The sequence below is a fragment of the Marinospirillum sp. genome, assembly GCF_035271045.1.
Lineage (GTDB): Bacteria > Pseudomonadota > Gammaproteobacteria > Pseudomonadales > Halomonadaceae > Marinospirillum.
Map to the genome: position 1 here is coordinate 32,471 of NZ_DATESC010000021.1, position 25,571 is coordinate 58,041.

The window sequence follows — 25,571 nt, forward strand, 5'->3', positions numbered from 1 at the left end:
TTATTTTCTATGGTCAAAGAAAATCACACTTCAGTTTGATAAGCCTTGTAGCGTGGTGTTACTTTTTTCATATAATTTTTTGTTTCAGCATAAGGCAGGCTGCTAACTAACTTATTATAAACCTGCTGCGGAGTCATTTTATTAATGGTAACAGCAGCTTTAGTGACGCTTGTTCCTGCACCAAACGCTTTAGCTACATTACCAGAACCAGTATTGTAAGCAGCAATAACGCAATAAGTACGGCTTTCTGGATTTTCAATTTTTGAAAGGTAACGGTAATAAAGAATATTTAAATAAGCACAACCCATTTTTATATTGTTTTCGCTGTTATACAGGTAAGAAGGCGCTAATAAACGCTGCTTACCATACACCTTTTCAGAAGCATCTTTACCCGCCGAATTAGGCACTATTTGCATTAAACCATAAGCCGGTACGTGTGATTTTGCCATAGGGTTAAAGGCACTTTCAGAATGCATAATGGCAAAAACTAAGGCAGGATCAATTTTTTCTTGAGCCGCGTATTTAAGCACTAAAGGTTTAAATTGTTCTGACTTTTTACTGATATTGGTTGGATTCAAAGGAATACTAAACGCAAACACCTTTTTACCTGACTGGGGTGTGCTGCGCGTACTGCCTTCAGCACTTTTCAGTGCTTCATTAACTACCGCTACTACTTGCTTTTTAGTCGGATTAGCAATGCCAGTTAATACATCCGAAATTAACGGTTCATTTTTTACTTGGGCTGTTTCTTGATGCGTTATTTCTTTAGCAACACGCTTTTCAATATTTTGGATTAATGTATCGTTTTTATAAGCTTCTTTCACCGTCGAGTCAGCAATTTGCAACATGGCTTCACGCAGCTTAGTACCCACGCCTTTGGCTGCATTATCATCAACCAATTCAACCGTTATTGCGCCTTTTTCATAATCAATAATGGTTCGTGATTTTAAATCATCTGAATACTGTACCAAGACAGTGGGCGAGCCAACATTATCATCGCCCCAAACTTTTTTAACTTTACCTTGGTAACTATCAAACTCTTCAGCAACGGCTTTTTTATACGCTGCAAAATCGCGGTCTAGCTGAGCTTTATAATTACTAAAACCATCATTTTGTTGCTTTTTAAAATCTTCAAAACTAGGCGAGGCTGCAACAATAGGGTTTAAAGGAAAAAGCACTGAAACCGCACCAAGTCCTTGTAAAAATCGTCTTCTATCCATCTAACACACACCTATTTTTTAAATTTTATTAATACAAGATTAACATAGAATAATCAGGCAGCTGCACTGCCCGATTATTACTTTATTGCTTACTTCTTAGATTACTGAAACTGAGCATCTAGCTGCTTATCTAACTCATCCAATGATTGCTTAGCTTGAAACTGCTGCCAAAGTGCTTCTTCATTACGTAAAGAAGTTTTCACACTGTCTTTAATGGCTGCAGAATCCGTAACACCAATTAATAGCACCAAGCTACCATCTGGCGCAATCCAGCGCTTTAGTTGACGGCTGCCTTCTAGCGTTTGCTTAGAAATTTGACGTGAAATATTTTCAAAATTAGCTTCATAAGTTTGGCTATCACCTGCACCCGTTGCACGCGACCAGTTAGTTAATAAGTTTTGAACTTTAACTTGGGTTTGACGTGCCAACTCATCACGGCCATTAGCTAATGCCATAGTGCGCTGCATATTATTATCACGCGCAACATTAGGCTTAGCTTCACCAACTGCTGCCATGCCGCCTTCAATCGTTGGGTTGCAGTACCATTCAGGTGCTTGCGTACCCGTTTTATATTCACAATGCTCGACGAATGAAGAGTCTTGCGTAGTACCAGCGCCACCGACACAGCCGGTCATTACAGCAAAAGTAACGGCAATGGCTGATAGAGAGAAAATATTCTTTTTCATGCATTTTCCTTATTAAAGTCACTTAGTTAGTTATTATTTCATTATTAAAGGTTTTGGTACAGGCTTTCAATCAAAGATTCAGCCAACTTCTGTGCTAATTCTTCTACAGCTTTATTGCTAGCAACACTTGCCTCGGATGATACTGTTCGAGTGGTTGCATTTATAACATGTAAAGTACGTTTCTCTGCAGAGTTTATTTGAGTGCTAGCACTGGCATCAACATAATTCAAACCTTTGCGCTCTACTCTGCTACTTTTTAATTGCATAACAAGGCGTAGGTCTGGCTGGCTATTAACTAAATTAAAACCTAGATCAGTTAAAGCACTGGCTAACTTAGGTTGTAATGCTTGTGCTGCCTGAGTTTCTGCTTGTAGCTGAATACCCAAACTAGCTAACAGTTGAGCAATTTCAACTTCAATGTTTTCGACAGTTTGCCGTCTTGCTGCGTCTACCTGTGTCGCAGCACCTAAAAAAGTTAACTGTTCTAGTAACTGACGGCGTTCAACAAGTTCTTGCAAGCTAGGTTTTACATAGCGCACCCTGTCTAACTTGGCCGCAGTAGCTAAAGTACCTCGCTGAACAATACGGCTTTCTAGCTGGGCTAATTGCTTTAAAAGCTGTTGAGCGGCAGCGCTTGTATCGAGTTCTGCTAAGGCCCAAGCAGCCTTATTTTGTTCATCAACCCAGGTTTCTGTTACTTTAATGCCGCTTAATTCAACAGCAGCGGTTTTGCTGCTTATTTTTTGGTTTAAGTTTTCTTGTAGTTTGGTGTCACCCTTAAATTGCATGGTGGCACTTTTGCTGTAATCGGTTGAACTGCTTATTTCAACACGAATACCCGCTAACAAGTCTGCTTTTGCTTTTTCTCTTGCTGTTTCTAATGCATTTGCCGAACGACCATAAACCTCAGAACTAGCTACGCCATAAGCGTAGCCTGAACGTCTTGGTGGATTATTCACCCAGTCGGGCTGAATATTAACAGCAGCAGCGCTACTAAGCTGGCTTGCACTAATATCCATAGGCTGGAGGTTGTTTGTATTACAACCAACCAAACTAAAAGCAGTTAAAGCCAAGCCTAATAGTAAATAAGACGGTTTATTTAACATTGTTTAAAATCCGAATTTGCTACGCTGCTGGTGTTTTTGTAATTTCTTCTGACCCATCCAAACCTGTTTACCCGTTTGAATATCAATAAGGGTTAAGTCAATTTGATAGTTAGTTACTCGCGTGCCATCTAGCTGATCAACCCAAGAGTCAATCGAGCCTGATAAAGCAAAGTTAGCACCCTGTTCAGCCGCTAGCTTAGCTGCGGTATCGGCAGTGGCATTAAACTCTTGGTCTTTACGTTCATCGCGTAAAGCATCGCGCACATCGCCACCGGCAACAAAGTCAACACGACCAGAACGAATCATGGCGCGACGTAAATCGTTAATAAAAGTTTCGACTGAAATGTGTTCGTGTGAGCGGTTACGCACGCCCATAACAATGACTGTCGGTTGACGATTACGTTTCTGATTCGCTTCTGCCCAGCGAGTAATCCAAGGGAAAGATAACATGTCGTCGATCATTTCTTCAGAAACTAAGCGCGAGTCAGTAGCATTCCAGCGGTCGGTTAAGGCCACTTCTTGTGAGGCATCTAAACGCTGCACTTTAGTACCACCACAGCCCGTTAAAGCCAAGACAGAAAAGCTTGCAACTAGCACTAAAGCTTTAAAGGTAAAGTTTGATTTATTCATTTGATTCTCCTTTGGAAGTAACATCGATAGTCTGCTCATTTTTAACCAGCTCAACTTTATTTTTACTACGAACTTTCTCAACAATTTTAGGTATAGGCTGATTTGGATCAACAGCAAAAGTACGCATTCTAACAAGGCGCACTTCGCCTGCTTTAATTTTAACTTCTTCAATTTGCTCTAGTTGAAAACCATCAGCGTCACTTATTAACTTAAGTTGATAATCACCTGCTGGTAAATTGGTACGCAAAGTACGTATTTCATAAGGTAAAGATAACCAAGAGCGAGTATCGGCTGATGTACTAGCACCTGCTGCTAGGGCACAAATTTGGGCCGGTGCGCCAGCTTGAATACAGAGTGTTAAACGCAATGCTTCTACAGCCATAGCATTATTCAACTCGGATCCAGCACCCACTAAATGTTGCGCCATAGCCAAGCCAGAAATACTATCGGCTAAGATTAAATCGCCTTTACTTTCACCATCAATCTCTAACCTACTTTTACCAATAGATAAGTCTTCATAATAAAGCAGAGGCACGCTTAAGCGTATACCAATACTTGACATAACTTGAAGAAGACCCAAAGATTCTAGCGTTGAATTTAGAGCCTTGGGAATGGATGTGGTTTTTTCATGATTTGAATTTAGCAAACTGACATAATCTTTAGCTCTGATTTTTTCAACAGCATTTAACAGACCTTTGTCTGCGTACATGTAATAAAACCAAGCTAATTGATAAGCTTTTTCTTTAGGTGTACCTATAGGAACAGGACGAACAACCAACTTATTATCTTCAATGGTTGTCCAAAGATTCAGTTCGCCACGAGGTGCAATCATATCGACTTCTTGAACAATAACTAATTGTCCCTTGCCTTTAGTCGATAAGTTCAGTTCTTGACGCTTAGCCGGACTAAGTTTGTTAGTTGCAATTCTGCTCCAGCGTCTATCACCTTTTGCTTTAAGCATACGAGCAGTATCAAACCAAGCTTGACTAACCATATCAGTGCTTAAGCTGTATTGTTTAACATAGCCTTGCTCATATAGTTTTGCAGCACGCTCATAACTAACCCGCGCAGAATCTATTTCACCCATTTTTTCAAACAGGGTTGCTATTACATAGTGACTAAAAGCATTGTCCCTAAAAATCAATTCTTTAGGGTTAATTACTTCACCGTTAAGCTCGGCATAAATCTGTTGAAATTTGTACAGTAGTGACTTTTTTTCTTCTTTTGCTATTTCGTAATCACCGACCTTAAACACATTCTCATCTAATAAAAGTATTGCACGGCGCGCTTCTATGCGGGCAGAATCTAATAGCGTTTGTGTTTCTTGGCGTGAAGTAGTGGCTTCAGCTAAATAAAAATAATTAAGCATTTTAAAATAGTTGATATAAACCCGCTCAATAATATTGCCGCGGTAGGTAGTCAGGCTTGCATTAGCACTAGCCCGCACAGCTAGGTCTCCAAAGCTAACAGTATAAAGCTCATCGGCTAGCTTGTCGGCAGTGTCTAAATGCTTAAGGCTAACTCGATAATTACCTTTAAGCTGATTAACAACACCTAGCTCAACCTCTTTTAGAAGCTGATTACGCTCAGCTTCTAAAAGTAGATTAATCTCATCTGCAGCAGCGGCATATTCACCATAGCGCATCAGTGTTTTTGTCTCTTCCATTTTATTAGAATGGCTTGCACAACCCGAAACAAGCACCAGCGCAAAGCAGGTTAACACTGCCCTTGCTATTTTTTCTTTAAACATTGCCACACCCTATGTAGTTTTTTATTTTTATAATATCAATAGCTTTTTATTTCTTTTTCTAATCTACGTCCAGCAGCATCCGTTTCTCTTTGCGCTCGATCAATAGCTTCACGCTTCTTTTGCTCTTTGTAGACAGCATGCTTCTCTTTTTCAACAGGACTCAATCCAGAACAACCAGTTAAAAAAACAGCCATTGTTAGTGCTAAGGCAACCCATATTTTATTCATTTTTCTCTCTCTTATTAATGTTAACTAACCATTGATCTAAGCAATCAAATACCTGTAAACGTTGAGCTTCTCCATCATTTAGTAGCTGATGGGCACCTTCCTTAATAATTTTAGTAACGGCTTGAGGCAACAACTTATGCAAGACACCTAAATTATATTGCCAATCAACCGTAGAGTCTGCATCTCCCTGTATAATTAATGCCTCGACACTATTTGGTTTAGTGCTTTCTATCTGTTTTATCCAGCGCCCTAATGCAATGATCCATGCTAAAGGCAGTTGCTTACTTTGCAAACAATCTTGCTGCTGAACAAATTTTAAAAATGCAGTGTCATTTGAATTAACAGTGAATTTTCTAGGTAAGTTTTTGATAAACAAACGCGGCAACCATAACCATTTAGCTAACTTAGTCTGCCAAGCTACAGGTCTAATAAGCGGCGCAAATAATACCGTAGCATCAAATTTATTCACTGTTAGTTGGTGCTCAAGTGCAATAGCACCCCCCGTTGAAAAACCACTTAATAACCAAGGTTTAGGCATATTATTAATCGTTAAAATTTCAATTAATGCAGTCAGTATTTTTTGATAATCAGTAAAACTATTAATACTAGCGCGTTCGCCACTGGATAAACCATGTCCCAGTAAATCAATTGTCAAATAGTATAATTTATTTTTTAATGCCCAGCGCTGTAAAGAAGGATAGCTAGCACCGTGATCATAATAACCGTGTAAATGTACTAAAGTGCCCTTAGCGCTTTCATTAACACATCCAGTCGGTTGAAAAGCTTGTGTCCATAAACGTTCTTGGTTAAGTATTACCCAACCTGCGCGTGCTTTAGCCATGCCACTTTGGTGTTTATTATTTGCTAATTGGTAAAAGTTTAAATAAGCAGCATAATCTTTGGGTAAATGCTCCATCCATTTTGCTTGAAAAAAAGTTGCCGGCCAAAGCCTAAGCCTTACCTTAAAATCCGCGCATTGCATTCACTGCTCCTTAAATAGAACAAATTTTTGTTAAAAATTTACAACACATCTTCACCTAAAGGTAGGATGTATTTCCTAATAAATTGCTGTATCTTCTTAACATCAAAAAATTGTAGCACTCTGTAATTTTACTACATTAAACAAAACGTTAACTGCTGTTTTATAGCAAAATTAATAGCATCTACACTTTAGTTAACTTAACTGAGCCAAGAGGCGATTTACATGACTGATCGTGTTCAAGCCGGCGGACTTCAAGTCGCCAAAACGCTTTATAACTTTATTAATGAACAAGCCATTTTAGGTAGCGGAATTACAAGTGACGCTTTTTGGGCTGGACTAGACGCACTGGTTCACGAGCTGGCACCTAAAAATATTGCGCTATTACAAAAGCGTGATGCGCTACAAGCCAAAATTGATGCTTGGCACCAAGCTAACAAAGGTGCGTTTGATTTTACTGCTTACAAAGCCTTTTTAACTGAAATTGGTTATTTACAGCCAGAAGGCGAAGATTTCCAAGCCAGTACCGCTAAAGTTGATACTGAAATTGCCCTGCAAGCTGGCCCGCAATTAGTTGTGCCTATTACTAATGCACGTTTTGCGCTAAATGCAGTGAATGCGCGCTGGGGTAGTTTGTATGATGCGCTTTACGGCACCGATGCACTACCCGAAGATAACGGCGCTGATAAAGGCCCAGGCTATAACCCTGTGCGTGGCGAAAGAGTGATTGCCTTTGCTCGTGACTTTTTAGATCAAAGTGCGCCACTTGAAGGCGCTAGCCATAAAGATGCAGCTGGTTACACACTAGTTGACGGTCAATTAAGCGTTAGCTTAAAAGATGGCAACACCACTAACCTAAAAACAACCGGCCTAAAAAATCCTGCTCAGCTTAAAGGTTTTACTGGCGAAGCGAACAAGCCAAGCAGCCTACTGTTAGAAAACAACGGTATGCACTTTGAAATTCAAATCGACCCTAACCACCATATAGGCCAGGTTGATGCTGCTGGTGTTAAAGACGTTCTAATGGAAGCCGCACTAACCACCATTATGGACTGTGAAGATTCAGTTGCAGCGGTAGATGCTGAAGACAAAACCCTTGCTTACAGCAACTGGTTAGGTTTAATGCAAGGTAACTTAGAAGAGCCTGTTTCTAAAGGCGGTAAAACTTTTACTCGCACCATGAACACCGACCGTGAATACACCAACCCTCAGGGTGAAAGCTTCACGCTACCGGGTCGTTCGCTAATGTTTATTCGTAATGTGGGTCATTTAATGACCAATCCTGCGATTCTGCTAAAAGATGGTTCAGAAATTCCAGAAGGCATTATGGACTGTGCAGTAACGGCGCTAATCGCTAAGCATGACTTGTTAGGTAAAAACCAACTAACTAACTCTCGCACTGGCAGTATGTACATAGTTAAACCAAAAATGCACGGCCCAGAAGAAGTAGCGTTTGCTGATGAGCTGTTTGGCAAGGTTGAAGACCTGCTTGACCTAGAACGCTTTACCCTAAAAATGGGCATTATGGATGAAGAACGCCGTACTACGGTAAACCTAAAAGCCTGTATTCGTGCTGCTAAAGACCGCGTTGCTTTTATTAACACTGGTTTCTTAGACCGTACCGGCGATGAAATGCACACCTCGATGGAAGCGGGTCCAATGATTCGTAAAGGCGATATGAAAGCAGCCAGCTGGATTCATGCCTACGAACAGTGGAACGTGGATATTGGCCTAAGCACTGGCTTAAAAGGCCGCGCCCAAATTGGTAAGGGTATGTGGGCGATGCCCGATTTAATGGCAGAAATGTTGAAGCAAAAAATTGGCCACCCTAAAGCCGGTGCTAATACTGCTTGGGTTCCCTCGCCAACTGCCGCTACCTTACACGCCCTGCATTACCATCAGGTGAATGTAGCTGAAGTACAAGAAAAGCTGAAATCACGTGAACGCGCCAACCTGGATGATATTCTAACCATTCCTGTAGCAACTGACCCTAACTGGTCAGCTGAAGAAATTCAGCAAGAGTTAGATAACAATGCTCAGGGTATTTTAGGCTATGTAGTGCGCTGGGTTGACCAAGGCGTGGGCTGTTCTAAAGTACCAGATATTAACAATATTGGCCTAATGGAAGACCGTGCTACCCTGCGTATTTCTAGCCAGCACATTGCCAACTGGTTACACCACGGCATTTGCAGCAAAGAACAAGTGATTGAAACCCTTAAGCGCATGGCCAAAGTGGTGGATGAGCAGAACGCTGCTGATCCTATCTATGTGCCTATGCATAAAGACTTCGATGCATCCGTTGCTTTCCAAGCAGCGCTTGAACTGGTAATTGACGGTCGTGCCCAACCCAATGGCTATACCGAACCTGTTCTGCATCGCAGCCGCCTGAAGCTAAAAGCCCAAGGCTAATAAGTAGCTTTTTTACCCTAAAGGTTACTGCAATAAAGCCGAGCTAAGCTCGGCTTTATTGTTTTTGCTGTTTAAAATTAGTTCAATATCTGTAAATTATCACGGCAATTTTAAACTAACTTCAAAGCCATCTTCACGCCCCTTAGCCGGTGAGTAAAGCACCAGCTTAGTACCAACGCCAAGAGCAATAGTCTGGGCTATAGCCAAACCTAAGCCTGAACCACTGGCCAAAGTTTTGGAGCGCACAAAACGTTCTGTTAAATGCTGCATATCTTCTGCTGGCACAATTGGCCCTGCATTAACAACTCGCAAAACACCTTCAATCGTTAGATGAACTTCCACTGGCTGATTTGCTGCACCATGTTTTAAGGCATTCTCAATCAAATTACGCATTAAAATAGCCAAGGCATCAGGGTCGACAAGCGAAGTAACCGGCTTTGCTTCAGGCAAAAATAATTTAACCCTAGCTTTAGCTTCTAAACTTAGCTCACCAAGCAGATAACCCAGTATTTGACCTAGGTCATAAGGGGCTTCAACCAAAAAACCACCTAGGTCAGCCTTAGCTAGCTGCAGTAACTTTTCGGATAGGTTTGCCAGTTCGCCTAGTGATTTTTCAATGCGTATAGCCCGCTCTTTTAAAGAGCCGTCAGGTACTTCATGACGCAAACGCTGGGCTTGTGCCAAAGCTGCCGCCAAGGGTGTGCGTAACTCGTGGGCGCTATTGGCAGTAAAACTACGTTCTGCTTCTAGGGTAAAACGCAGCCTTGCTAATAGATGATTCACTGCCTCAGCAATAGGTAGAATTTCAGTGGGTAAATTATTTGCAGCCACTGGCGTTAAATCATTCGCACCTCGTGCTTCCAGTGCATCACGATAAGTCTTCACCCCACCTAGGCTATAACCAACAAATAACCAAATACCCAACAGGCTAAGGGGTATTAAAAAAATTAAAGGTAAAAGCAAAAGTTTTAATGATTGCCTTAATGCCTGATTGCGTGAAGCTAAAGGTTCTGCTACTTCAATAAAAATAGTGCCACTAACGGCACTTGCACCATAAAGCCGATGGGTTGCTCTAGTACGCAAGCCTAACTGAGGCTTAGCAGGAAAAATTGCTGCATCTACAGCGTGGGATTGCAGCAAGGGGGTTCCATCAGCACTTCGCACCAGATAGGTGATGTATTCATCGTGAGGGTGTAAAGCAACAACTTGCTGGAGTAGATCGGGGGTTTCACGGTTAAGGATTTCTACTACTGCTAAAGACAACATTCGCTGGGCGACTTCTTCAAGTGAGCTATCTAAAGCTTTGTTAAGCGTTTTAGTCAGCATAGCGGCTATTAATAAGGTTATTGTCAGCCATAACACAACCAAACCTAAGGTTAGTCCTACACCTAAGCGACGCTGCAAACTGATTGGCCTAGATTTCATTGTTTCACCAGCCGATAACCCATACCTCGAACAGTTTCTATTAGGTCATGCCCTAACTTTTTTCTTAGCCGACTTATATGCACTTCAACAGCATTACTTTCTATCTCTGCACCAAAAGCATAAAGGTTATCTTCAAGCTGGGCACGAGATAACAGTGCGCCCGAATGCTGTAAAAGTGCTTCAAATACCGCCCACTCTTTAGCGGTTAAATTGATGAGCATTTTGCCACGAGCAACCTTATGACTAACCAAATCAACCTTTAAGTCTTTTAGCTGTATAACAGGGCTAGGATTACCACTAGAGCGCCGAGCAACCGCAGCAATTCGTGCAGACAGCTCATCTAAATCAAAAGGCTTAACAAGATAGTCATCGGCACCCGCATTTAACCCTGCGATACGGTCTGTTAGCTGGTCTAAAGCCGTTAGAATTATAATAGGCGTAGTATTACCGGCTTGGCGTAACTTTTTTAAAAAGTCCAGCCCCTTACCGTCTGGCAGCAATAAATCCAGCAAAATTAAATCATAATCTGTGGTTGCAACGCTGGTTTGTGCATGGGCTAGGCACTGCATCCAATCCACCGCATAACCGGCATCCGTTATTTGTTCCCTAACCGCCTCACCTAAAGAAACTGAATCTTCAACTAATAATAAGCGCATCAACGCACCTCTTTTAATCCTAGTTTTTTTAAGTTTAGCAGCTCAAGCTGACAGCCAGCTTAAAGCTAAAAGAAATAAAAAATTGCTTTCTTCAGGTTACGGTAAGCTTCGCAGCCTAGACTTACTACTCCAACCTAGAAGGAGAAAGTCATGAAAAAGTTATTACTCGTTACCACCCTAGTCGCTAGCAGCCTAATGGCAGGAACTGCCTTGGCTAGCAAAGATTGCCAAGACCCAGTAGCAGACTGGCAACCTAAAGAGAATTTAAGCCAAATGTTGGAGACAGCCGGCTGGACAGTTAACCGAATTAAAGTAGACGATGGCTGCTATGAAATTAAAGGTTATGACCAGCAAAACAACAAAATTGAAGCTGAATATTACCCAGCCACTTTGCGCTTGCGTAAATTTGAAATTGAGTTTGATAAAGATGCACTAATACCCGACCACCTACCCAGCAAATAAGGCCAGCACTTAGCCTTAACAGCAATCCTTAGAGCCCGCTTTTAAAAAGGCTGTAACTAGCAAAACCCAAGGCAGTCATTAACAGGCTGCCGAACAAATGCCCCGCCACACCCAATAAAGCCCACAAATAACGCCCTTGCTGTAAAAGACTAAACATTTCAGCAGAAAAAGTAGAAAAAGTGGTTAAGCCACCCAACAAACCCGTTACCAAAAACAAGCGCCATTCGGCTGACAAATTAGGCTGCTGAGCAAAAAAAGCCAGCGCCATACCAATAAAATAACCGCCCAATAAATTCGCAAATAAAGTACCCAAGGGTAACCAAGCTAAGTTGCTATTAAATTGTAGCGATAACCACCAGCGCCCCAAAGCACCGCAACTAGCGCCCGTGGCAACCGCTAAAGCCGCAAGAGGTAAATTCATAACAATCCTTAAAATTGATCTAACTAGAACTTGACCTATCACAAGGTTAAGACCGCTGCTTTGCTGCAAGTTTAACGTCTTAATCACAAGGAGTGAGGGTTATGCGTATTATTTCACAGCTAATTTTAAGCTTGGTACTTATCCAAACCACAACAGTTTATTCAACCACTAGCCTTATCAACTGCCAAACCAATCAGCAACAAGCAACAGAAACTCAAGCACTTGCCAAGCGTTTAAATGAATGGAATGACGCTTATTATCAACAAGGTGCTTCTTTAGTTAGCGATGCTATTTATGACCAAACGCTGCAACGCTTTACGCAACTGCAGCCATGCTTTCCTAGTATTCAATTAACCGCCATAACCGGCAAACCCAGCAGCAGTGTTCAACACCCCATCGTGCAAACCGGCTTAAATAAAGTACGCACCAGCCAAGCAGTAGAAGACTGGTTAACGGCACGAAGCCATCAAGAATTATGGGTTCAGCCCAAAGCTGATGGTGTTGCGGTTAGTTTGGTTTATCGTAACGGTAAGCTAACCCAAGCCATTAGTCGTGGCGATGGTGAAACGGGTCAAGATTGGACAGACAAAGTGCAAAACTTGCCCAATATTCCCCAGCAAATCAGCACCGACTTAACACAAGTTATTTTACAAGGCGAATTAATTTGGCGTTTAGAAAACCACCTACAAGCCAAGCAAGACAGCCAAGGCGCACGCAGCCAAATTGCTGGTTTTATGCAGCGCCAGCAAACTAACCCTGAAGAAGCCAAGCAGGTAGAGATGTATGTTTGGGACTGGCCTAACTCTAGTTTAAGTATGCAGGCGCAGTTAAACCAATTAGTTAGCTGGGGCTTTGTTCGTAGCCAAGGTTTAACTCAACCGATTAAAAGTTTAAACGATGTGAAGCATTGGCAAAATCAGTGGTATACCCAACCCTTGTTTATGGCAACCGATGGCGTGGTCATTCGCCAACAACAAAGGCCCCAAGCAGAGCATTGGCAAGCAAAACCGCCTAGTTGGGCGATTGCTTGGAAGCATCCAGCGCAGCAAGCAGTTACTCACGTTAGCAAAATTATTTATACCGTCGGGCGCACGGGGCGCATTACCCCTTTATTAGCATTAGAACCTTTTGAGTTAGATCATAAAATGATTAGCCGTGCTAGTTTAGGTGGCTTAAATAATTTAAAAAAACTTGATGTACAAGCAGGTGATTTAGTGGTGATTCAGCTAGCCGGTTTAACCATTCCACAGTTACAAGACGTTTTGATACGAAACCAACCTAGAACAGCAGCAACGCACCCGCCTAAAGCAGCTTTTCATGGCCTTAGCTGCATTCAAGCCAAGGCGATTCAAAACTCACTTTATCCAGCAGCCTGCCAACAACAATACCTAGCGCGTTTAAGCTGGTTAAGTGCCAAGCAAGGCTTAAATATGCAAGGTATTAGTAGCGCAACGTGGGAAATACTGCTCGAACAAGGTTTACTAATAGACTTAACCAACTGGCTAGGCTTCACCCAAGAGGTATTAGAAAAAGTGACTGGACTAGGCGAAAAACGCAGTCGCTTGTTAATGCTTAACTTTAAAACAGCAATAAGCCAACCTTTTACCACTTGGCTTATTGCTTTAGGAATGCCACCAACCGGCAGCGGTGCATTATTTAATGCTGAAGAAACCCCTAACTGGCAAACCCTTGCCAACCGCAGCCTAGCAGCATGGCAACAAAGAAATGGTGTCGGTGCTAAACGCGCACAAGACCTACAAGCCTTTTTTAACCATCCTGTTATGCAGCAGCAGGCAAAGTTTTTAGCAGAGCAAGGCGTGAAAGGATTTTAGAAAAAACCCATCGGGTTCACGTCATAACTAACCAGTAAGTTTTTAGTTTGCTGATAGTGTTCAAGCATAACCTTGTGAGTTTCACGACCAACACCTGATTTTTTATAACCACCAAAAGCGGCATGGGCAGGGTATAAATGGTAGCAGTTGGTCCAAACACGACCAGCCTTAATAGCACGCCCCATACGGTATGCAAGGTTAATATCACGCGTCCACACACCGGCTGCCAAACCAAACTCGCTATCATTTGCAAGGGCTAAAGCTTCAGCTTCATCTTTAAAAGTAGTGACTGCCACAACGGGTCCAAAAATTTCTTCTTGGAATACACGCATCGTGTTATTACCCTTTAGCAAAGTAGGCTGAATGTAATAACCACTCGATAAATCATCACCTAAAGACTCCACACCGCCGCCGGTTAATACTTGAGCACCGTCTTCTTCAGCAATTTTCATATAAGACATGATTTTTTCAAACTGCTCTGAAGAAGCTTGTGCTCCCACCATTGTTTCAGTATCAAGTGGATTACCGCGTTTAATCTGCTTAATTTTCTTCATTACTTCAGCCATAAAAGGCTCGTAAATGGATTCTTGAATTAAAGCACGCGAAGGACAAGAACAAACTTCACCTTGATTGAAAAAAGCCAACACCAAGCCTTCAGCAGCTTTTTCAATAAAAGCAGGCTCGGCATTCATAATGTCTGCAAAGAAAATATTAGGCGATTTACCGCCCAGCTCTACAGTGCTAGGAATAATATTATCTGCGGCATAATGCATAATTTGTGAACCAACAGGCGTAGAACCCGTGAAAGCAATTTTAGCAATGCGTTTACTGGTTGCTAAAGCCTCGCCAGCTTCTTTACCAAAGCCTTGCACCACGTTTAAAACACCTGGCGGTAACAAATCGCCAATCACCTCCATAAAGACACTAATCGATAAAGGCGTTTGTTCAGCGGGTTTCAAGACTATGCTGTTACCTGCGGCTAAAGCCGGTGCAAGCTTCCAAGCTGCCATTAATAAAGGAAAGTTCCAAGGAATAATTTGCCCAACAACACCCAAAGGCTCATAAAAATGATACGCCGCCGTGTGTTCGTTTATCTCTGCTGCTGTGCCTTCTTGGGCGCGTAAACAACCAGCAAAATAACGAAAATGATCAGCAGCTAAAGGAATATCAGCATTTAAAGTTTCGCGTACCGATTTACCATTATCCCAAGTTTCAGTAACAGCCAAAAGTTCTAAATTTTCTTCAATACGGTCAGCAATTTTTAACAAGACTAAAGCACGATCTTGAGCCGAAGTTTTACCCCAAGCAGCTGCAGCAGCGTGTGCAGCGTCTAAAGCCAACTCAATATCATCTAAACTAGAACGGGGAAACTCACCAGCAACAGCACCTGTAACCGGCGTTGTATTAGTAAAATACACACCTTTAACAGGTTCAATAAATGTGCCGTTAATGTAATTACCGTAACGTGGTTTAATGGTTAGTAAAGCACCTTGCGTGCCAGGTTGTGCATAAATCATGGGGAGAACCTCTTATTGATATCTTGTTGTTATTATCGGCTGCACTAAAAAATGCAGTAATTTCAATACTAACGCTTCTCACCTAATTATCAAGCATTTCTAAACGCTTCAAAAACGCCAAGCAGCAGTTGCCCATAATCGAGGCTTACGGTCTTTAATGTCAGATTGAGACTCACCACCTTTACTACGCAAAGCGATACTCGCATCTAAGCTCCAGCGTTGGTCGTTATAGCGCACCCCCAAACCATAACCAGCCAGTGCGCGTTGGTTATTATCTGCTGCCCAAGTGGTATGATTCACTTTAATTTCGCCCACGTCATAAAAAGTATAACTGATCACTTTTCCTAGCTGATAACGGGCTTCAAGCTGCATAAACCAGCCTTCGTCACCATAGCCTTCACCTGAAGGATAGGCGCGTATGCCATTTACACCGCCCAAGCCAAAGTCTTCAGAAGAATTTAAGTTATTTGCGGTGAATTGCGTTGCAATACGCAAAAACAAGGTTAAGTTATTGATTGGCACAGCTTGCACACGCGCAATGTCTAGGTTTAGTTTATTAAACCTACCCTGTGTTTTTGCACTGGCGGCATCAGCCGCTTTTAAAGAGGCATCAAGGCTTAATTTGCCTAAAGTGTAGACTAGATTACCGTAAGTAACGCCACCACCCCCTAAGCTGTCGCGGTGGTTAAATTGCAGCGTAACGGGCATCAATTGGCTGGTTTTAGTATTTTTAGCCTTAGCAGCACCTTGTTTATCATCTAATTTTTTATATTGATAATTAACCAGAAGGGTGAAATTACGCTGCTGTGAACGAATAATGGGGTAAGAAAACCCTGTACTGGCTGTTGCAGCCTTGCCCGTTGCATCTAAGCTAGCAAACTGTTTAGCCAGCTGATAATAACTAGAAGAATAACCCACTTGCCCGCGCAAGCCTGAAGTACCCAATGGCAAGTTATAACTTAAATCACCAAGGTATTGTGCTTCATCACTTAGGTTGGCGCGTAAAATAATTTGGTCGCCCAGCATAAAAGGGCTATCCCATTGCAACTGAGTACGGGCGCGGTATTCACCGGTATAACGGTTATTATGATTATCTAAACCTAGCTCACCTTTAAAAGTAGGTGCGGGTGAAATATCAACCATTAAATCACCCGTACCAAAAGCTTGGCCAGGACGCGTCACCGAAGATGTTTGAATGCCTGGCTGGTCATTTAGTACTAATAAAGTACGTTCTAAACGCGAAAACTCAATCACATCACCGCTAGAAAGCTTAGCTAAAAACTTCAAAGCCCTAGGTGTAAAACGGGCATCACCCGTGGTGCTTATTTCACCATAACGCCCTTCAACCACAACCAGTTGCAACACCCCAGCAACAAACCTTTGCTCAGGAATAAAGGCGCGGGCAAAAGGGTAACCGTTAGCTCGATAGTAGTCTGATACTTTTTGAGCCAACGCTTGTAAGCCTGAAAAATCATAAGAACGCCCAGCAACTTCACCTAATACCGCACTAAGCTGCTGGCTGTTGAAGGCTGTATTAGCTGTAAACTGCACCTCTTTTAAGGTTACTTTTGCACCACCTGGCAAACTTTCCGCAGTAGCTGGCGGTCTGAATTCTAGCGTAGGATCTAGCTTAGGCAAGCTAGGAGCTGGGCGATTTTGCTGCAATAACTGCCCAGCATCTGGTGGTGACTGAGCGCCAACCAGCATACTGGTTAAAGTAAAAAAACAAGCCGCCAAAGTTTTTATAACCACTGATTTTTTTAATGGCTTAACTTTCAACAGGGGCATTTTATTTACCGCCTAGATTAATACCACCTTGCTCAATATTCATATTTAAATAATCAAAACTTTTTAATCCATAAGCTAAAGGACTGGATTGTGAATAATTATTTACAACAACTGGACGTGGTTTAATTTTTAAAGTGCCATCATTTACAGTAACTGAATAATTATTATTAGTAAATCCATCTGCACTAATGGCATAGTCACCTACAGCTTCGCCTTCAATACGCGTTAAATCTAAATTACTGTAGCTATTAACTGAATTACGGTCAGTAATGCTGATTGAGCCACCTTGACTAGTTAGCTTATCAGTTGTACCGCTGCTGCTAGGAATATAATAATCAGGATTTATAATTTCATCGCCTAAACTATCACCAGAAACTAAACTTCCTTGAGTTATTTTATAAGTAAACATTGGATCAGCATAACCAACACTTTTAGTTAAACTATCAACAGTAATCGTAATAGGACGTGGGTTGATAATAAAAGTACTAGGTGACCCACTAGCAGAAAACCCACTTCTCAAAACCTCAACACTAATATTAGTATAACTGTCAGCAGCAAAAAACCTATCTATGGGCAGACCATTATATTTAAAAATATAATCTTTACCTAGTTCCCAACCACTATAAGAAGCACCAAAAATAGCTTCAGCATTCCAAACACTTTCTAACAAATAATCCTCACCATTATACAAACCAGTAAAAGACTGAGGCGTATAGTTTAAAACTATAGTATTTGAATTACCTTTAATAACCCATATAGGCAAACCACCATTCATTGTAAGGCGTGGATAAAGGTAGCTACCTGCATAACCTTCATCTAGAATGATATCCCAGGTCGAAATAAAAGTTTCGACATTCTGCATTTCATCAGTAGTTATCCCATCAACAACAATATTAATAGAACCCGTATCTTCTAATAAACCAATGTCATTACTAACACCCGTAGCACTGGTATCCCAAAAGCTATTTTCAATACTAACTATACCGACAGTATTACTTAAATGACCAACTAAACCACCTTTATTACTACCTGTAAGATTACCAATAGCATAACTATTAAAAATATCAATAGAGTAAGTACTACCATTTTCTAGCAAGCCAACTAAACCACCAATACTATTAACACCCTTGACATCACCTGCTGCATAGCTATTGCCAATACGGGCAGTTCCATAGTTTTTAGCTTCTAACTTACCAACCAATCCACCTATATAATCTATGCCTTCTACATTTGCTTCAGAATAGCTACTTCTCACTTCTGCTGTGCCAGCATTCCCTTTAATTAGACCAACCAAACCACCGACATGATTAGCAGCAGCTGTTACACTGCCTGTAACATAGCTATTGTTAATACTAGAAAAATTATATTCATTAGCCTGTAACCAGCCGACTAGCCCACCCACATTATTTCTTCCTTGAATATTAACATTAACTAAACCTAAATTATTAATTCTAGCTGCTTCAGTAAAACCAAATAGCCCCACATGATCTTCGGTAGGGCGATTAATGGTTAAATTACTGATAGTGTGCCCAAGGCCGTCAAACCGTCCTCTAAATTGACTTGAATCATTACCAATCGGTGTAAAACCTTCAGAACTATTCCAAGTATTTGTATCAACAGCATCAATATCAGCGCCCAACACATAATCACCAGAAAGATTACTGCTATGCGCTAATCCTTGTAAGGTATAATTACTTGAATTATCTTTATCTGTCGTATTACCGAGTTCAGTAATAACCCACCAAGAAATTGGGCTATCACTGCTTGATTGGGTAAAAAAATTATTACCCGCTCGTAGATTTATTGTTCCACCATTAAAACTATAATTAGCAGGGTCTGAAGCAGGTTCTGATGAACCTTGACCATATTCTAACTGTAACTGACCAGCGGCGTGCTGTGCAGTAATGTTGGCATTGATTTCAATATTACGGTAAGCAGATAGGGTAAGTTTTGTAGCTGCACTCCAAGTAATAGCATCATTAACAAGGATATCGCCATTACCACTGGGATTACCGCTACCGCAAGTTACACCAGCATCAATGCAATTAACACCTGAATCAGTTGTTTTAATTGTAACGTCAGTGCTATTTAATGCAGTAGACAGTGCCATACCACTAATATCACCACTGGTATCAGCAATAATAAAGTCGTAAGGATCTATTAACCATTGACTTGCTTTTATATTAACGTCATCAACCACTTTAACTTTATACGCACTGGTTTCTATAAAACCTGCTTTGCCTGCATAGGCTGCAGCATCTAGTGTTCCGGCAACTTGTACGCTGCCTTGTACCATATCGCCCATTAAGTAAATTTCGCCCTGTTGGTTAGTGGTAATGCCACGTGCCTGGGTTAAGCCGGTGTGGTTAATAACGCTAGAAGCCAAGTTACCTGCAGCTTTGGCGGTTAAATAAACTAAACCACCATCAGCATAAATACCACCACCTTGTTCTATTAAAGTGTTTAATGCGCCTTCTTCTACTTCAATTTTTACTGGGCCACCTAAATCTAGGTAAACTTTTTTACCTGCGCCCATCAACACATTGCCTTCTGGTGCGGTAATACTGCCAGTGTTTTCAATACGCGCTGCAATTAACGCCACCGTACCACCCGCTGTGGTTGTAATAGCACCTTGGTTAATAACACCAGCAGCACTGTTCCCACTAAAACGATAATTGCCTGCCAAAAAGTCTGCTGTGCTTAATTCTAGGCTTGAAGCAACTAAAGCACCCACGTTCACTTGAGCGGTTGGCGTAAAAAGCACACCATTAGGGTTCACTAAAAACACTTGACCATTAGCATTTAAAGCGCCCTGAATAACTGAAACGTCTGCACCCATCACACGGTTTAGTGCAACAGCAGAAATCGAAGGTTGTATAAAATTAACCGTATTGCCTTGGCCAATAGAAAAGCTTTGCCAGTCGGCTACCATTGTTGCACTGGTTTGTGTCACAGTTAGCGTGTTGCCTGACTCACTCATAGAGCCGCTACCAGCGACCACTTGCCCAGCAGTAGGTAGGCCCGACGCAATGGCTGACAAAGGAAGCAACACAAAAACACCAGCGGCAATATTCCCTACTACTCGATAAAAATGGTTAATTGACCTATTGCTGTTCAAGGTATCACCTCTTTGTTCAGTGAATTGCTTTTTTTAGGAAAACTTAGGGTTGTTCAAAAATAGTTGTACCAATTTCATAGTCAACACCGTCGCTATCTTTAATTAGCTTATAAGTTGTGATTGCACCTTCAGCATTTTTACCGATAAACCGACCTGTTATATCACTAAGCACACCAGTATGAATGGCTTCTAAGCGAATAGAGCTATTATAAAAAGCTTCAAGGCTACCATTACCTTGCCACTTTAAACTGCCACTTTTTAAAGTGGCATCAATAGTTTCTTGAGAAAAATTGACCGACAAGTTGCCGCCAGTTAAAAAATCATTCGCACCAAGCAACGCATTATTTAAAGTGTAATTGAACGCACCACTAGAAGGTAATTGATCTAAGCTAAGCGTATTAGTAGCAAAAACATACTGATAAAAAGCTTGTTCATTTACTTCAGCATTAACGCAATCGGTACAAGCCCGAAAGCCAGTCACAATATCAGCATAACCTAATACGTATTTTCTCCAATTCTCGCTAGAATTAAAATTAAAATTATTTATCTGCTTAAAATCAAAGACTACTTGGCTATTGCTAACGCTAGAAGCAGTACCTTCACCAACTGTCGCCTTTTCAAAATAGCCACCTAATGCCTGTGACTTGCTTGCATTAAAAGCACCACCAACAACAAAACCAGAATAAGTAATAACGGGTGGTGGCGGCTCAATGGGTGGCAGCGGCTCAAAAGGCGCTGGGTCAACAGGCGCTGGATCAACAGGCGCTGGATCAACAGGCGCTGGATCAACGGGTAGTGTGTTATCTAATCGCTCTAAATTTGGCATTCCAATATTACGCGTTACCGGAAAAAGTGATGAAGGCATCGCAGGTGGTTGAAAACCTAAATTTGTAGGCATTGGTGGCTGATTTTCTTGATTATTATTACCAGCCAAGGAAAGATCTGCGTCTTCAGAAAAAGAGTCTTGAAAAAATTTAGGTAATTCACTACCAGGAATGGCTTCAGGTGGTAAATCAATATTACCAATGCGTGCAGCTCTAAATCTTCGATTAACACCGATATCTATACTACCTTGTTTATTTAAAACAAAAACATTACCACTTTGCACCTTGATAAATAAATTTTGACCTTGCTGAGTATAAACTTCAAAAGCTGTTCCACGAATACCGATCGTTCCCGCACGGCTCTTCATTTCATAATCATCACCTTTTACTGCGCCGGTAATGGTTCTTAAACCACCTGTTACTAAGCGCTTTACATTACTCTTTTTAGCGTCAGGTGAATCAGGCTGGTATTCAAAAGCTTCTATGGTTAACTCACTTTCAGCCGTCAGCGACAGCATTTCACCATCAGCCATACGCATTTGTGCCCTACCACCTTCGGGTGTTTTTATTGTGTCACCCACATAAATTGCTGAGCGTCGCATCATAGCGCGTGGACTAGCATCCGGCTGTTCCGCAGTAACCCCTACGGTCGCCATTAACATTCGCCCAACTTCTATTTGCTGAGCTAAAACAGGCGTTGCAAATAATATAAGTAGCAAAAATATTGCTAAAAATACTGGGTAGTAACTTGATAAAGCAGGATTATTAAGTTGCTTAAACATTGCCTACCACTCCTTCCTAATCCCCGCACTTAATTGGGTGCGGTTATAGCTGTAAAGGTTAAGTGTTGAGTCATGGGTCGATTGCTGTAAGCCTAAATCAAATAACCAATCATCCAAATAGCGCTGGCTAAATTTAATTCCCATACTGAACTGGTCATCGCTGCGAACTTTCTTAAAGATAGTATCTGCAATTTTATGCTCACTATTCATATAATTAAAGTTAAAGTCGAAGCGCTGCTTATCATTAATAGTATAGCCAGCACCAGTACGCACACCATAAAGATTACGGCTATACACATCACTACGAGCGTTTTCTAAACCAAAAATAGGACCTGCATAAATTTTTAGCTTATCAATCAATCGATAAGAATAAATAACACCTGCCGTAAAGCTTTTAGTGTCTTGATTAGAGCCAAGCTTATAATCAACCAAAGCAGCCTGACCAAAAAATGTATAATCAAGATTAGAACTCAATCGTTGATTAAATTCTGCCGCCATTGCTAAAACCGTTACTTCATTTTTATCTTCGCGCACTTGCTTATTAATTTGTATAGGTAAAGATAAACGCCAATTTTTATCCAACAATAAACCACCTGCTTGCAAACCTAAACTGTAGCTACTCATATCACTTTTTCTATCGTGATACCCCCTTAAATTAGCATTAGCACCCACAAACCAAGCCCAGCTTTCAGTTTGTTGCTGATAACGCACAACATCAGCATAGAGCTCATGGTAGGTATCTGAATCAACATCATCATTAACAGTAAAACCAGAGAATAAATCTTTGTGTGTCATATTACTTGGGTTACTGTCAAAACCTAAACGCATTCCTAAATGTAAGCGTGTTACCCCCTTGGTATTAGCAACCGATTGTCCTAACTCTTTAGCATTAATAGCAGCTATATACCATTGAATACGCTCTATCGCTGCTGATGGTGGCGATGGATCAACGTCTAATAACTGGTTAAAATGGTGACGCGCCATCACTAAATCATCCAGTAAAAAATAAGTCCGTGCTAACTCAAACCTTGCTACTTGTATTTTATTGTTGTAGATAAGCACTCGCTCAAAAGCGAATAAAGCTTGGTCGTATTCACCTAACCTTAAAGCGGCTACACCAAAAGCCATATCAAATGCTGGGTTTCCTGCTTCCTTCACCAACAGAAGCTGACCTAACTGATAAGCTTCTTGAAAGCGCAATGTACTATTTAAGCGCTCAATATCTTTTACTGTGGCTTGTAAGTTAGAGCTTATTAAAAACAAAGCTAAGATTAAACTAAAATGCTTAATTTTTGCAAACATAAAACTACTCGCTAGAAAGAAGTTAAGTGCAGCAGCATATTTTAACAAAAAACCCTTCTAACATCTGACTTATTAATAACTAGAAAGGGTTTTTGATTATGTTGTTTTTATTTAATTTTTACAAATAAACCCATTAAATAACATAATATAGATTTATTTATATCATTCAAAATGGGATTTCATCATCAAAATCATTAAAAGCACTGCCAGTAGGCTGTTGCTGAGGTGCTGCTTGTTGTGCAGGTGCTGCTTGTGCATAAGTAGACTGTTGCTGAGGTGCTGCTTGTTGTGTAGGTGCTGCTTGTGCATAAGTAGGCTGTTGCTGAGGTGCTGCTTGCTGTACAGGTGTAGCATAGGCTTGTTGTTGCGATGCAGCGTTTTGTTGTGCTGGCTGTTGTTGATACTGAGGTGTAGGTGCAACGTAACCTTGTTGTTGATGCTGCGGTTGCTGCTGCTGCGGCGCATACCCACCCTGTTGCTGATAACCTGCATTGCCGTAATTTTGATTACCACCGCCATTGCCGCCGCCATCACCACGACTATCAAGCATTTGCATTTCATTACCCACAATTTCAGTGGTGTATTGATCGACACCCTGCTGATTTTGCCATTTGCGGGTTTGCAGTTTGCCTTCAATGTAAACCTTGCTGCCTTTTTTTAAGTATTGACCAGCGATTTCTGCTAAACGATCAAAAAACACCACTTTATGCCATTCAGTTTTTTCTTGCTTTTGACCCGTTTGACGATCTGTCCAACTTTCACTAGTTGCAATGCTTAAATTCGCTACTTGCTTTTGGTTTTGGGTGTAACGAATTTCTGGGTCTTGCCCTAAATTACCTAATAAAATGACTTTATTTACGCCGCGTGACATAGCTTATTCCTCTTTAAATACTTATAAAAATAAATTTTAGTTTTTAATTTCAATGTGTTGCTTCAATCGTTTAACAACAGACTATTCAGTGCTTGCTCATCTAACTGCTGCCTGTCTAATTTTAGGTAGCCAGTCGCTTCTTCTTCCAAAAATACCACTTCAACCACACCCACAGTATTAGCCAGTTGCTGTTTAAAGTTTTCTAATTCTTCACCGACTAACGCAGGCAAGGTAAAAATACGGCTTGATAAATGCCGTGGCTGCTTAAAGCCGAGTAAGACAACCAACCAGACCAAGCATAAACCCGCTGCACTCCAAAGTAATTCTTGTGGCCCCCAATAGGTCAGAATAGTACCGCCTAAAATACCGCCTAAGAACGCCCCTATAAATTGTGAGGTAGAGTAAATACCCATCGCAGTACCTTTAGCTTGTACGGGTGACTGTTTACTGATTAACGAAGGCAAGCTGGCTTCTAACAAGTTAAAACCGGTAAAAAATAACAGTAACCCCGGTAGCAGCGCCCAATTACCAAGGTTAGTCGGAATCAAGATTAATGCCATAGCAATTAAACTGACCGCTAGTAATAACATGGCTTTCATTTTACGGCCTTTTTCGCCAATTATAATGAGCGGGATCATTAAACCAAAACCAAGCAGCATCGTTGCTAAGTAAATAAAACCATGTTGAGTCAGTGTCCAACCGGCATCTAATAACAAACCAGGTACAGCAATAAATACACCCGTTAGCAGTAGATGCAACACTAAAATACTAAAATCTAGGCGCAGCAGTTGTGGATTAAGCAACACTTTACCTAGCTGTTTAGTATCAACGCCGCCGGCATCTAAATGCTTTCTAACCCTTTGCGGCGAAGGCACCCAACGCCACACGATAAACATACCAAAAATACTAAACACTGCTGTTAGCCAAAATAAGCCCGAAAGCCCAACCCAGCCAGCCAGTAAAGGCCCAGCAGCCATCGCTACAATAAAAGCCAAACCAATACTAATGCCCACACTGGCCATCGCTTGGGTACGTTTTTCATCACGGGTTAAATCAGCCAACAGCGCCATTAACACACTGGCAATGGCGCCTGCTCCTTGCAAAGCTCGCCCAACAATTAGCCACAACAAAGAATCGGCCATAGCAGCAACCATACTGCCCAAAGCGAAGATTAATAAACCAGTGTAAATAAGAGGTTTGCGCCCAAATTTATCTGACAACCAACCATAAGGCAGCTGCAGCAATGCTTGGGTAAAACCATAGACACCAATGGCTAAACCAATCACAAAAGGCTCGGCACCTTCATAGTGTAAAAGCAACAAAGGCATCACTGGCAAAACCATGAATAGCCCCAACATACGCAAGCCATATAAGCCAGCTAGCCCAGTAATTGCCCTTACTTCAACTTTCGATAGTGAATCCTGTCGCATATTACCCTTAACCTGTTAAGACTTGCTAAGCAGCAGCCACTTTAAAGCTGGAATTGTACCCTGTTGACGGTTTTGTAACCACAAAGGCAGGCACAGGCGTTCGATAAAATCTATAATAAGCGGTTGCGATTAACTA

General features: G+C 41.4%; 20 protein-coding genes. 3 read left to right on the plus strand and 17 right to left on the minus strand.

Features of this window, described 5'->3' with window-relative positions; all coding sequences use genetic code 11:
* Positions 1-23: 23 nt before the first annotated feature.
* The 7 genes from VJY63_RS08335 to VJY63_RS08365 form a co-directional block, all read right to left on the minus strand.
* Entirely contained in the window at positions 24-1,220 is a 1,197-nt protein-coding gene (locus VJY63_RS08335) for a murein transglycosylase domain-containing protein (RefSeq protein WP_324049863.1), read from the minus strand.
* A 101-nt stretch (positions 1,221-1,321) separates the two neighbouring features.
* Entirely contained in the window at positions 1,322-1,906 is a 585-nt protein-coding gene (locus tag VJY63_RS08340; protein WP_324049864.1) for an LPP20 family lipoprotein, read from the minus strand.
* Positions 1,907-1,950: 44 nt separating this feature from the next.
* Complete coding sequence (locus VJY63_RS08345) at positions 1,951-3,012, minus strand: LPP20 family lipoprotein (protein ID WP_324049866.1); 1,062 nt, start codon at positions 3,010-3,012, stop codon at positions 1,951-1,953.
* A gap of 3 nt (positions 3,013-3,015) precedes the next feature.
* A complete protein-coding gene (locus VJY63_RS08350; RefSeq protein WP_324049868.1) occupies positions 3,016-3,642 on the minus strand; it encodes a penicillin-binding protein activator LpoB in 627 nt (208 codons plus the stop codon).
* A complete protein-coding gene (locus VJY63_RS08355; RefSeq protein ID WP_324049870.1) occupies positions 3,635-5,392 on the minus strand; it encodes a hypothetical protein in 1,758 nt (585 codons plus the stop codon). The genes VJY63_RS08350 and VJY63_RS08355 overlap by 8 nt, the downstream gene beginning before the upstream one ends.
* 35 nt (positions 5,393-5,427) lie before the next feature.
* Entirely contained in the window at positions 5,428-5,619 is a 192-nt protein-coding gene (locus tag VJY63_RS08360) for a hypothetical protein (RefSeq protein ID WP_324049872.1), read from the minus strand.
* Positions 5,612-6,601, minus strand: coding sequence for an alpha/beta hydrolase (locus VJY63_RS08365; RefSeq protein ID WP_324049874.1), 990 nt, complete (start codon positions 6,599-6,601; stop codon positions 5,612-5,614). The genes VJY63_RS08360 and VJY63_RS08365 overlap by 8 nt, the downstream gene beginning before the upstream one ends.
* Positions 6,602-6,823: 222 nt before the next feature.
* On the opposite strand from VJY63_RS08365, the gene VJY63_RS08370 reads away from it, so the two are divergent.
* Positions 6,824-9,007 (plus strand): malate synthase G, encoded by a 2,184-nt coding sequence (locus VJY63_RS08370; protein WP_324049876.1) that lies wholly within the window; start codon positions 6,824-6,826, stop codon positions 9,005-9,007.
* A 99-nt stretch (positions 9,008-9,106) separates the two neighbouring features.
* Here the strand turns inward: VJY63_RS08370 and VJY63_RS08375 are convergent, their stop codons facing one another.
* On the minus strand, positions 9,107-10,432 hold the full coding sequence (locus tag VJY63_RS08375; protein ID WP_324049878.1) for a sensor histidine kinase: 1,326 nt from the start codon (positions 10,430-10,432) through the stop codon (positions 9,107-9,109).
* Entirely contained in the window at positions 10,429-11,088 is a 660-nt protein-coding gene (locus VJY63_RS08380) for a response regulator transcription factor (protein WP_324049880.1), read from the minus strand. Before VJY63_RS08380 ends, VJY63_RS08375 begins: the two co-directional genes overlap by 4 nt.
* 150 nt (positions 11,089-11,238) lie before the next feature.
* Between VJY63_RS08380 and VJY63_RS08385 the strand changes: the two genes are divergently transcribed.
* Complete coding sequence (locus VJY63_RS08385) at positions 11,239-11,550, plus strand: PepSY domain-containing protein (RefSeq protein WP_324049882.1); 312 nt, start codon at positions 11,239-11,241, stop codon at positions 11,548-11,550.
* 28 nt (positions 11,551-11,578) lie between these two features.
* Here VJY63_RS08385 and crcB read toward each other — a convergent pair whose 3' ends face one another.
* Positions 11,579-11,971: a fluoride efflux transporter CrcB gene (crcB, locus tag VJY63_RS08390; protein WP_324049884.1), complete on the minus strand. Its 393-nt coding sequence runs from the start codon at positions 11,969-11,971 to the stop codon at positions 11,579-11,581.
* Positions 11,972-12,072: 101 nt separating this feature from the next.
* Between crcB and ligB the strand changes: the two genes are divergently transcribed.
* Positions 12,073-13,803, plus strand: a complete 1,731-nt coding sequence (gene ligB, locus VJY63_RS08395) for an NAD-dependent DNA ligase LigB (RefSeq protein ID WP_324049885.1) — start codon at positions 12,073-12,075, stop codon at positions 13,801-13,803.
* Here ligB and VJY63_RS08400 read toward each other — a convergent pair.
* The 7 genes from VJY63_RS08400 to VJY63_RS08430 form a co-directional block, all read right to left on the minus strand.
* A complete protein-coding gene (locus VJY63_RS08400) occupies positions 13,800-15,320 on the minus strand; it encodes an aldehyde dehydrogenase family protein (RefSeq protein WP_324049887.1) in 1,521 nt (506 codons plus the stop codon). The two genes, ligB and VJY63_RS08400, sit on opposite strands and share 4 nt — an antisense overlap.
* 108 nt (positions 15,321-15,428) lie before the next feature.
* The gene (locus VJY63_RS08405; protein ID WP_324049888.1) at positions 15,429-17,108 is read right to left on the minus strand and encodes a ShlB/FhaC/HecB family hemolysin secretion/activation protein; all 1,680 of its coding nucleotides are present in this window, start codon (positions 17,106-17,108) and stop codon (positions 15,429-15,431) included.
* A 1-nt stretch (position 17,109) separates the two neighbouring features.
* On the minus strand, positions 17,110-20,226 hold the full coding sequence (locus VJY63_RS08410; RefSeq protein WP_324049890.1) for a filamentous hemagglutinin N-terminal domain-containing protein: 3,117 nt from the start codon (positions 20,224-20,226) through the stop codon (positions 17,110-17,112).
* A gap of 43 nt (positions 20,227-20,269) precedes the next feature.
* A complete protein-coding gene (locus VJY63_RS08415) occupies positions 20,270-21,832 on the minus strand; it encodes a FecR family protein (protein ID WP_324049892.1) in 1,563 nt (520 codons plus the stop codon).
* Positions 21,833-21,835: 3 nt separating this feature from the next.
* Complete coding sequence (locus VJY63_RS08420; protein ID WP_324049894.1) at positions 21,836-23,134, minus strand: tetratricopeptide repeat protein; 1,299 nt, start codon at positions 23,132-23,134, stop codon at positions 21,836-21,838.
* Between the two features lie 166 nt (positions 23,135-23,300).
* Positions 23,301-24,005, minus strand: coding sequence for a single-stranded DNA-binding protein (gene ssb / locus VJY63_RS08425; protein ID WP_324049896.1), 705 nt, complete (start codon positions 24,003-24,005; stop codon positions 23,301-23,303).
* A gap of 62 nt (positions 24,006-24,067) precedes the next feature.
* Positions 24,068-25,435 carry an MFS transporter gene (locus tag VJY63_RS08430; RefSeq protein WP_324049898.1) on the minus strand — a complete coding sequence of 456 codons (1,368 nt, stop codon included), beginning with the start codon at positions 25,433-25,435 and terminating at the stop codon, positions 24,068-24,070.
* Positions 25,436-25,571: the final 136 nt, after the last annotated feature.

Bases quoted from the DNA above. Each gene is read 5' to 3' on its own strand.
- VJY63_RS08335 (WP_324049863.1), bottom strand. From the start codon at position 1,220: ATGGATAGAAGACGATTTTTACAAGGACTTGGTGCGGTTTCAGTGCTT.
- VJY63_RS08340 (WP_324049864.1), bottom strand. From the start codon at position 1,906: ATGAAAAAGAATATTTTCTCTCTATCAGCCATTGCCGTTACTTTTGCT.
- VJY63_RS08345 (WP_324049866.1), bottom strand. From the start codon at position 3,012: ATGTTAAATAAACCGTCTTATTTACTATTAGGCTTGGCTTTAACTGCT.
- VJY63_RS08350 (WP_324049868.1), bottom strand. From the start codon at position 3,642: ATGAATAAATCAAACTTTACCTTTAAAGCTTTAGTGCTAGTTGCAAGC.
- VJY63_RS08355 (WP_324049870.1), bottom strand. From the start codon at position 5,392: ATGTTTAAAGAAAAAATAGCAAGGGCAGTGTTAACCTGCTTTGCGCTG.
- VJY63_RS08360 (WP_324049872.1), bottom strand. From the start codon at position 5,619: ATGAATAAAATATGGGTTGCCTTAGCACTAACAATGGCTGTTTTTTTA.
- VJY63_RS08365 (WP_324049874.1), bottom strand. From the start codon at position 6,601: ATGCAATGCGCGGATTTTAAGGTAAGGCTTAGGCTTTGGCCGGCAACT.
- VJY63_RS08370 (WP_324049876.1), top strand. From the start codon at position 6,824: ATGACTGATCGTGTTCAAGCCGGCGGACTTCAAGTCGCCAAAACGCTT.
- VJY63_RS08375 (WP_324049878.1), bottom strand. From the start codon at position 10,432: ATGAAATCTAGGCCAATCAGTTTGCAGCGTCGCTTAGGTGTAGGACTA.
- VJY63_RS08380 (WP_324049880.1), bottom strand. From the start codon at position 11,088: ATGCGCTTATTATTAGTTGAAGATTCAGTTTCTTTAGGTGAGGCGGTT.
- VJY63_RS08385 (WP_324049882.1), top strand. From the start codon at position 11,239: ATGAAAAAGTTATTACTCGTTACCACCCTAGTCGCTAGCAGCCTAATG.
- crcB (WP_324049884.1), bottom strand. From the start codon at position 11,971: ATGAATTTACCTCTTGCGGCTTTAGCGGTTGCCACGGGCGCTAGTTGC.
- ligB (WP_324049885.1), top strand. From the start codon at position 12,073: ATGCGTATTATTTCACAGCTAATTTTAAGCTTGGTACTTATCCAAACC.
- VJY63_RS08400 (WP_324049887.1), bottom strand. From the start codon at position 15,320: ATGATTTATGCACAACCTGGCACGCAAGGTGCTTTACTAACCATTAAA.
- VJY63_RS08405 (WP_324049888.1), bottom strand. From the start codon at position 17,108: ATGCCCCTGTTGAAAGTTAAGCCATTAAAAAAATCAGTGGTTATAAAA.
- VJY63_RS08415 (WP_324049892.1), bottom strand. From the start codon at position 21,832: ATGTTTAAGCAACTTAATAATCCTGCTTTATCAAGTTACTACCCAGTA.
- VJY63_RS08420 (WP_324049894.1), bottom strand. From the start codon at position 23,134: ATGTTTGCAAAAATTAAGCATTTTAGTTTAATCTTAGCTTTGTTTTTA.
- ssb (WP_324049896.1), bottom strand. From the start codon at position 24,005: ATGTCACGCGGCGTAAATAAAGTCATTTTATTAGGTAATTTAGGGCAA.
- VJY63_RS08430 (WP_324049898.1), bottom strand. From the start codon at position 25,435: ATGCGACAGGATTCACTATCGAAAGTTGAAGTAAGGGCAATTACTGGG.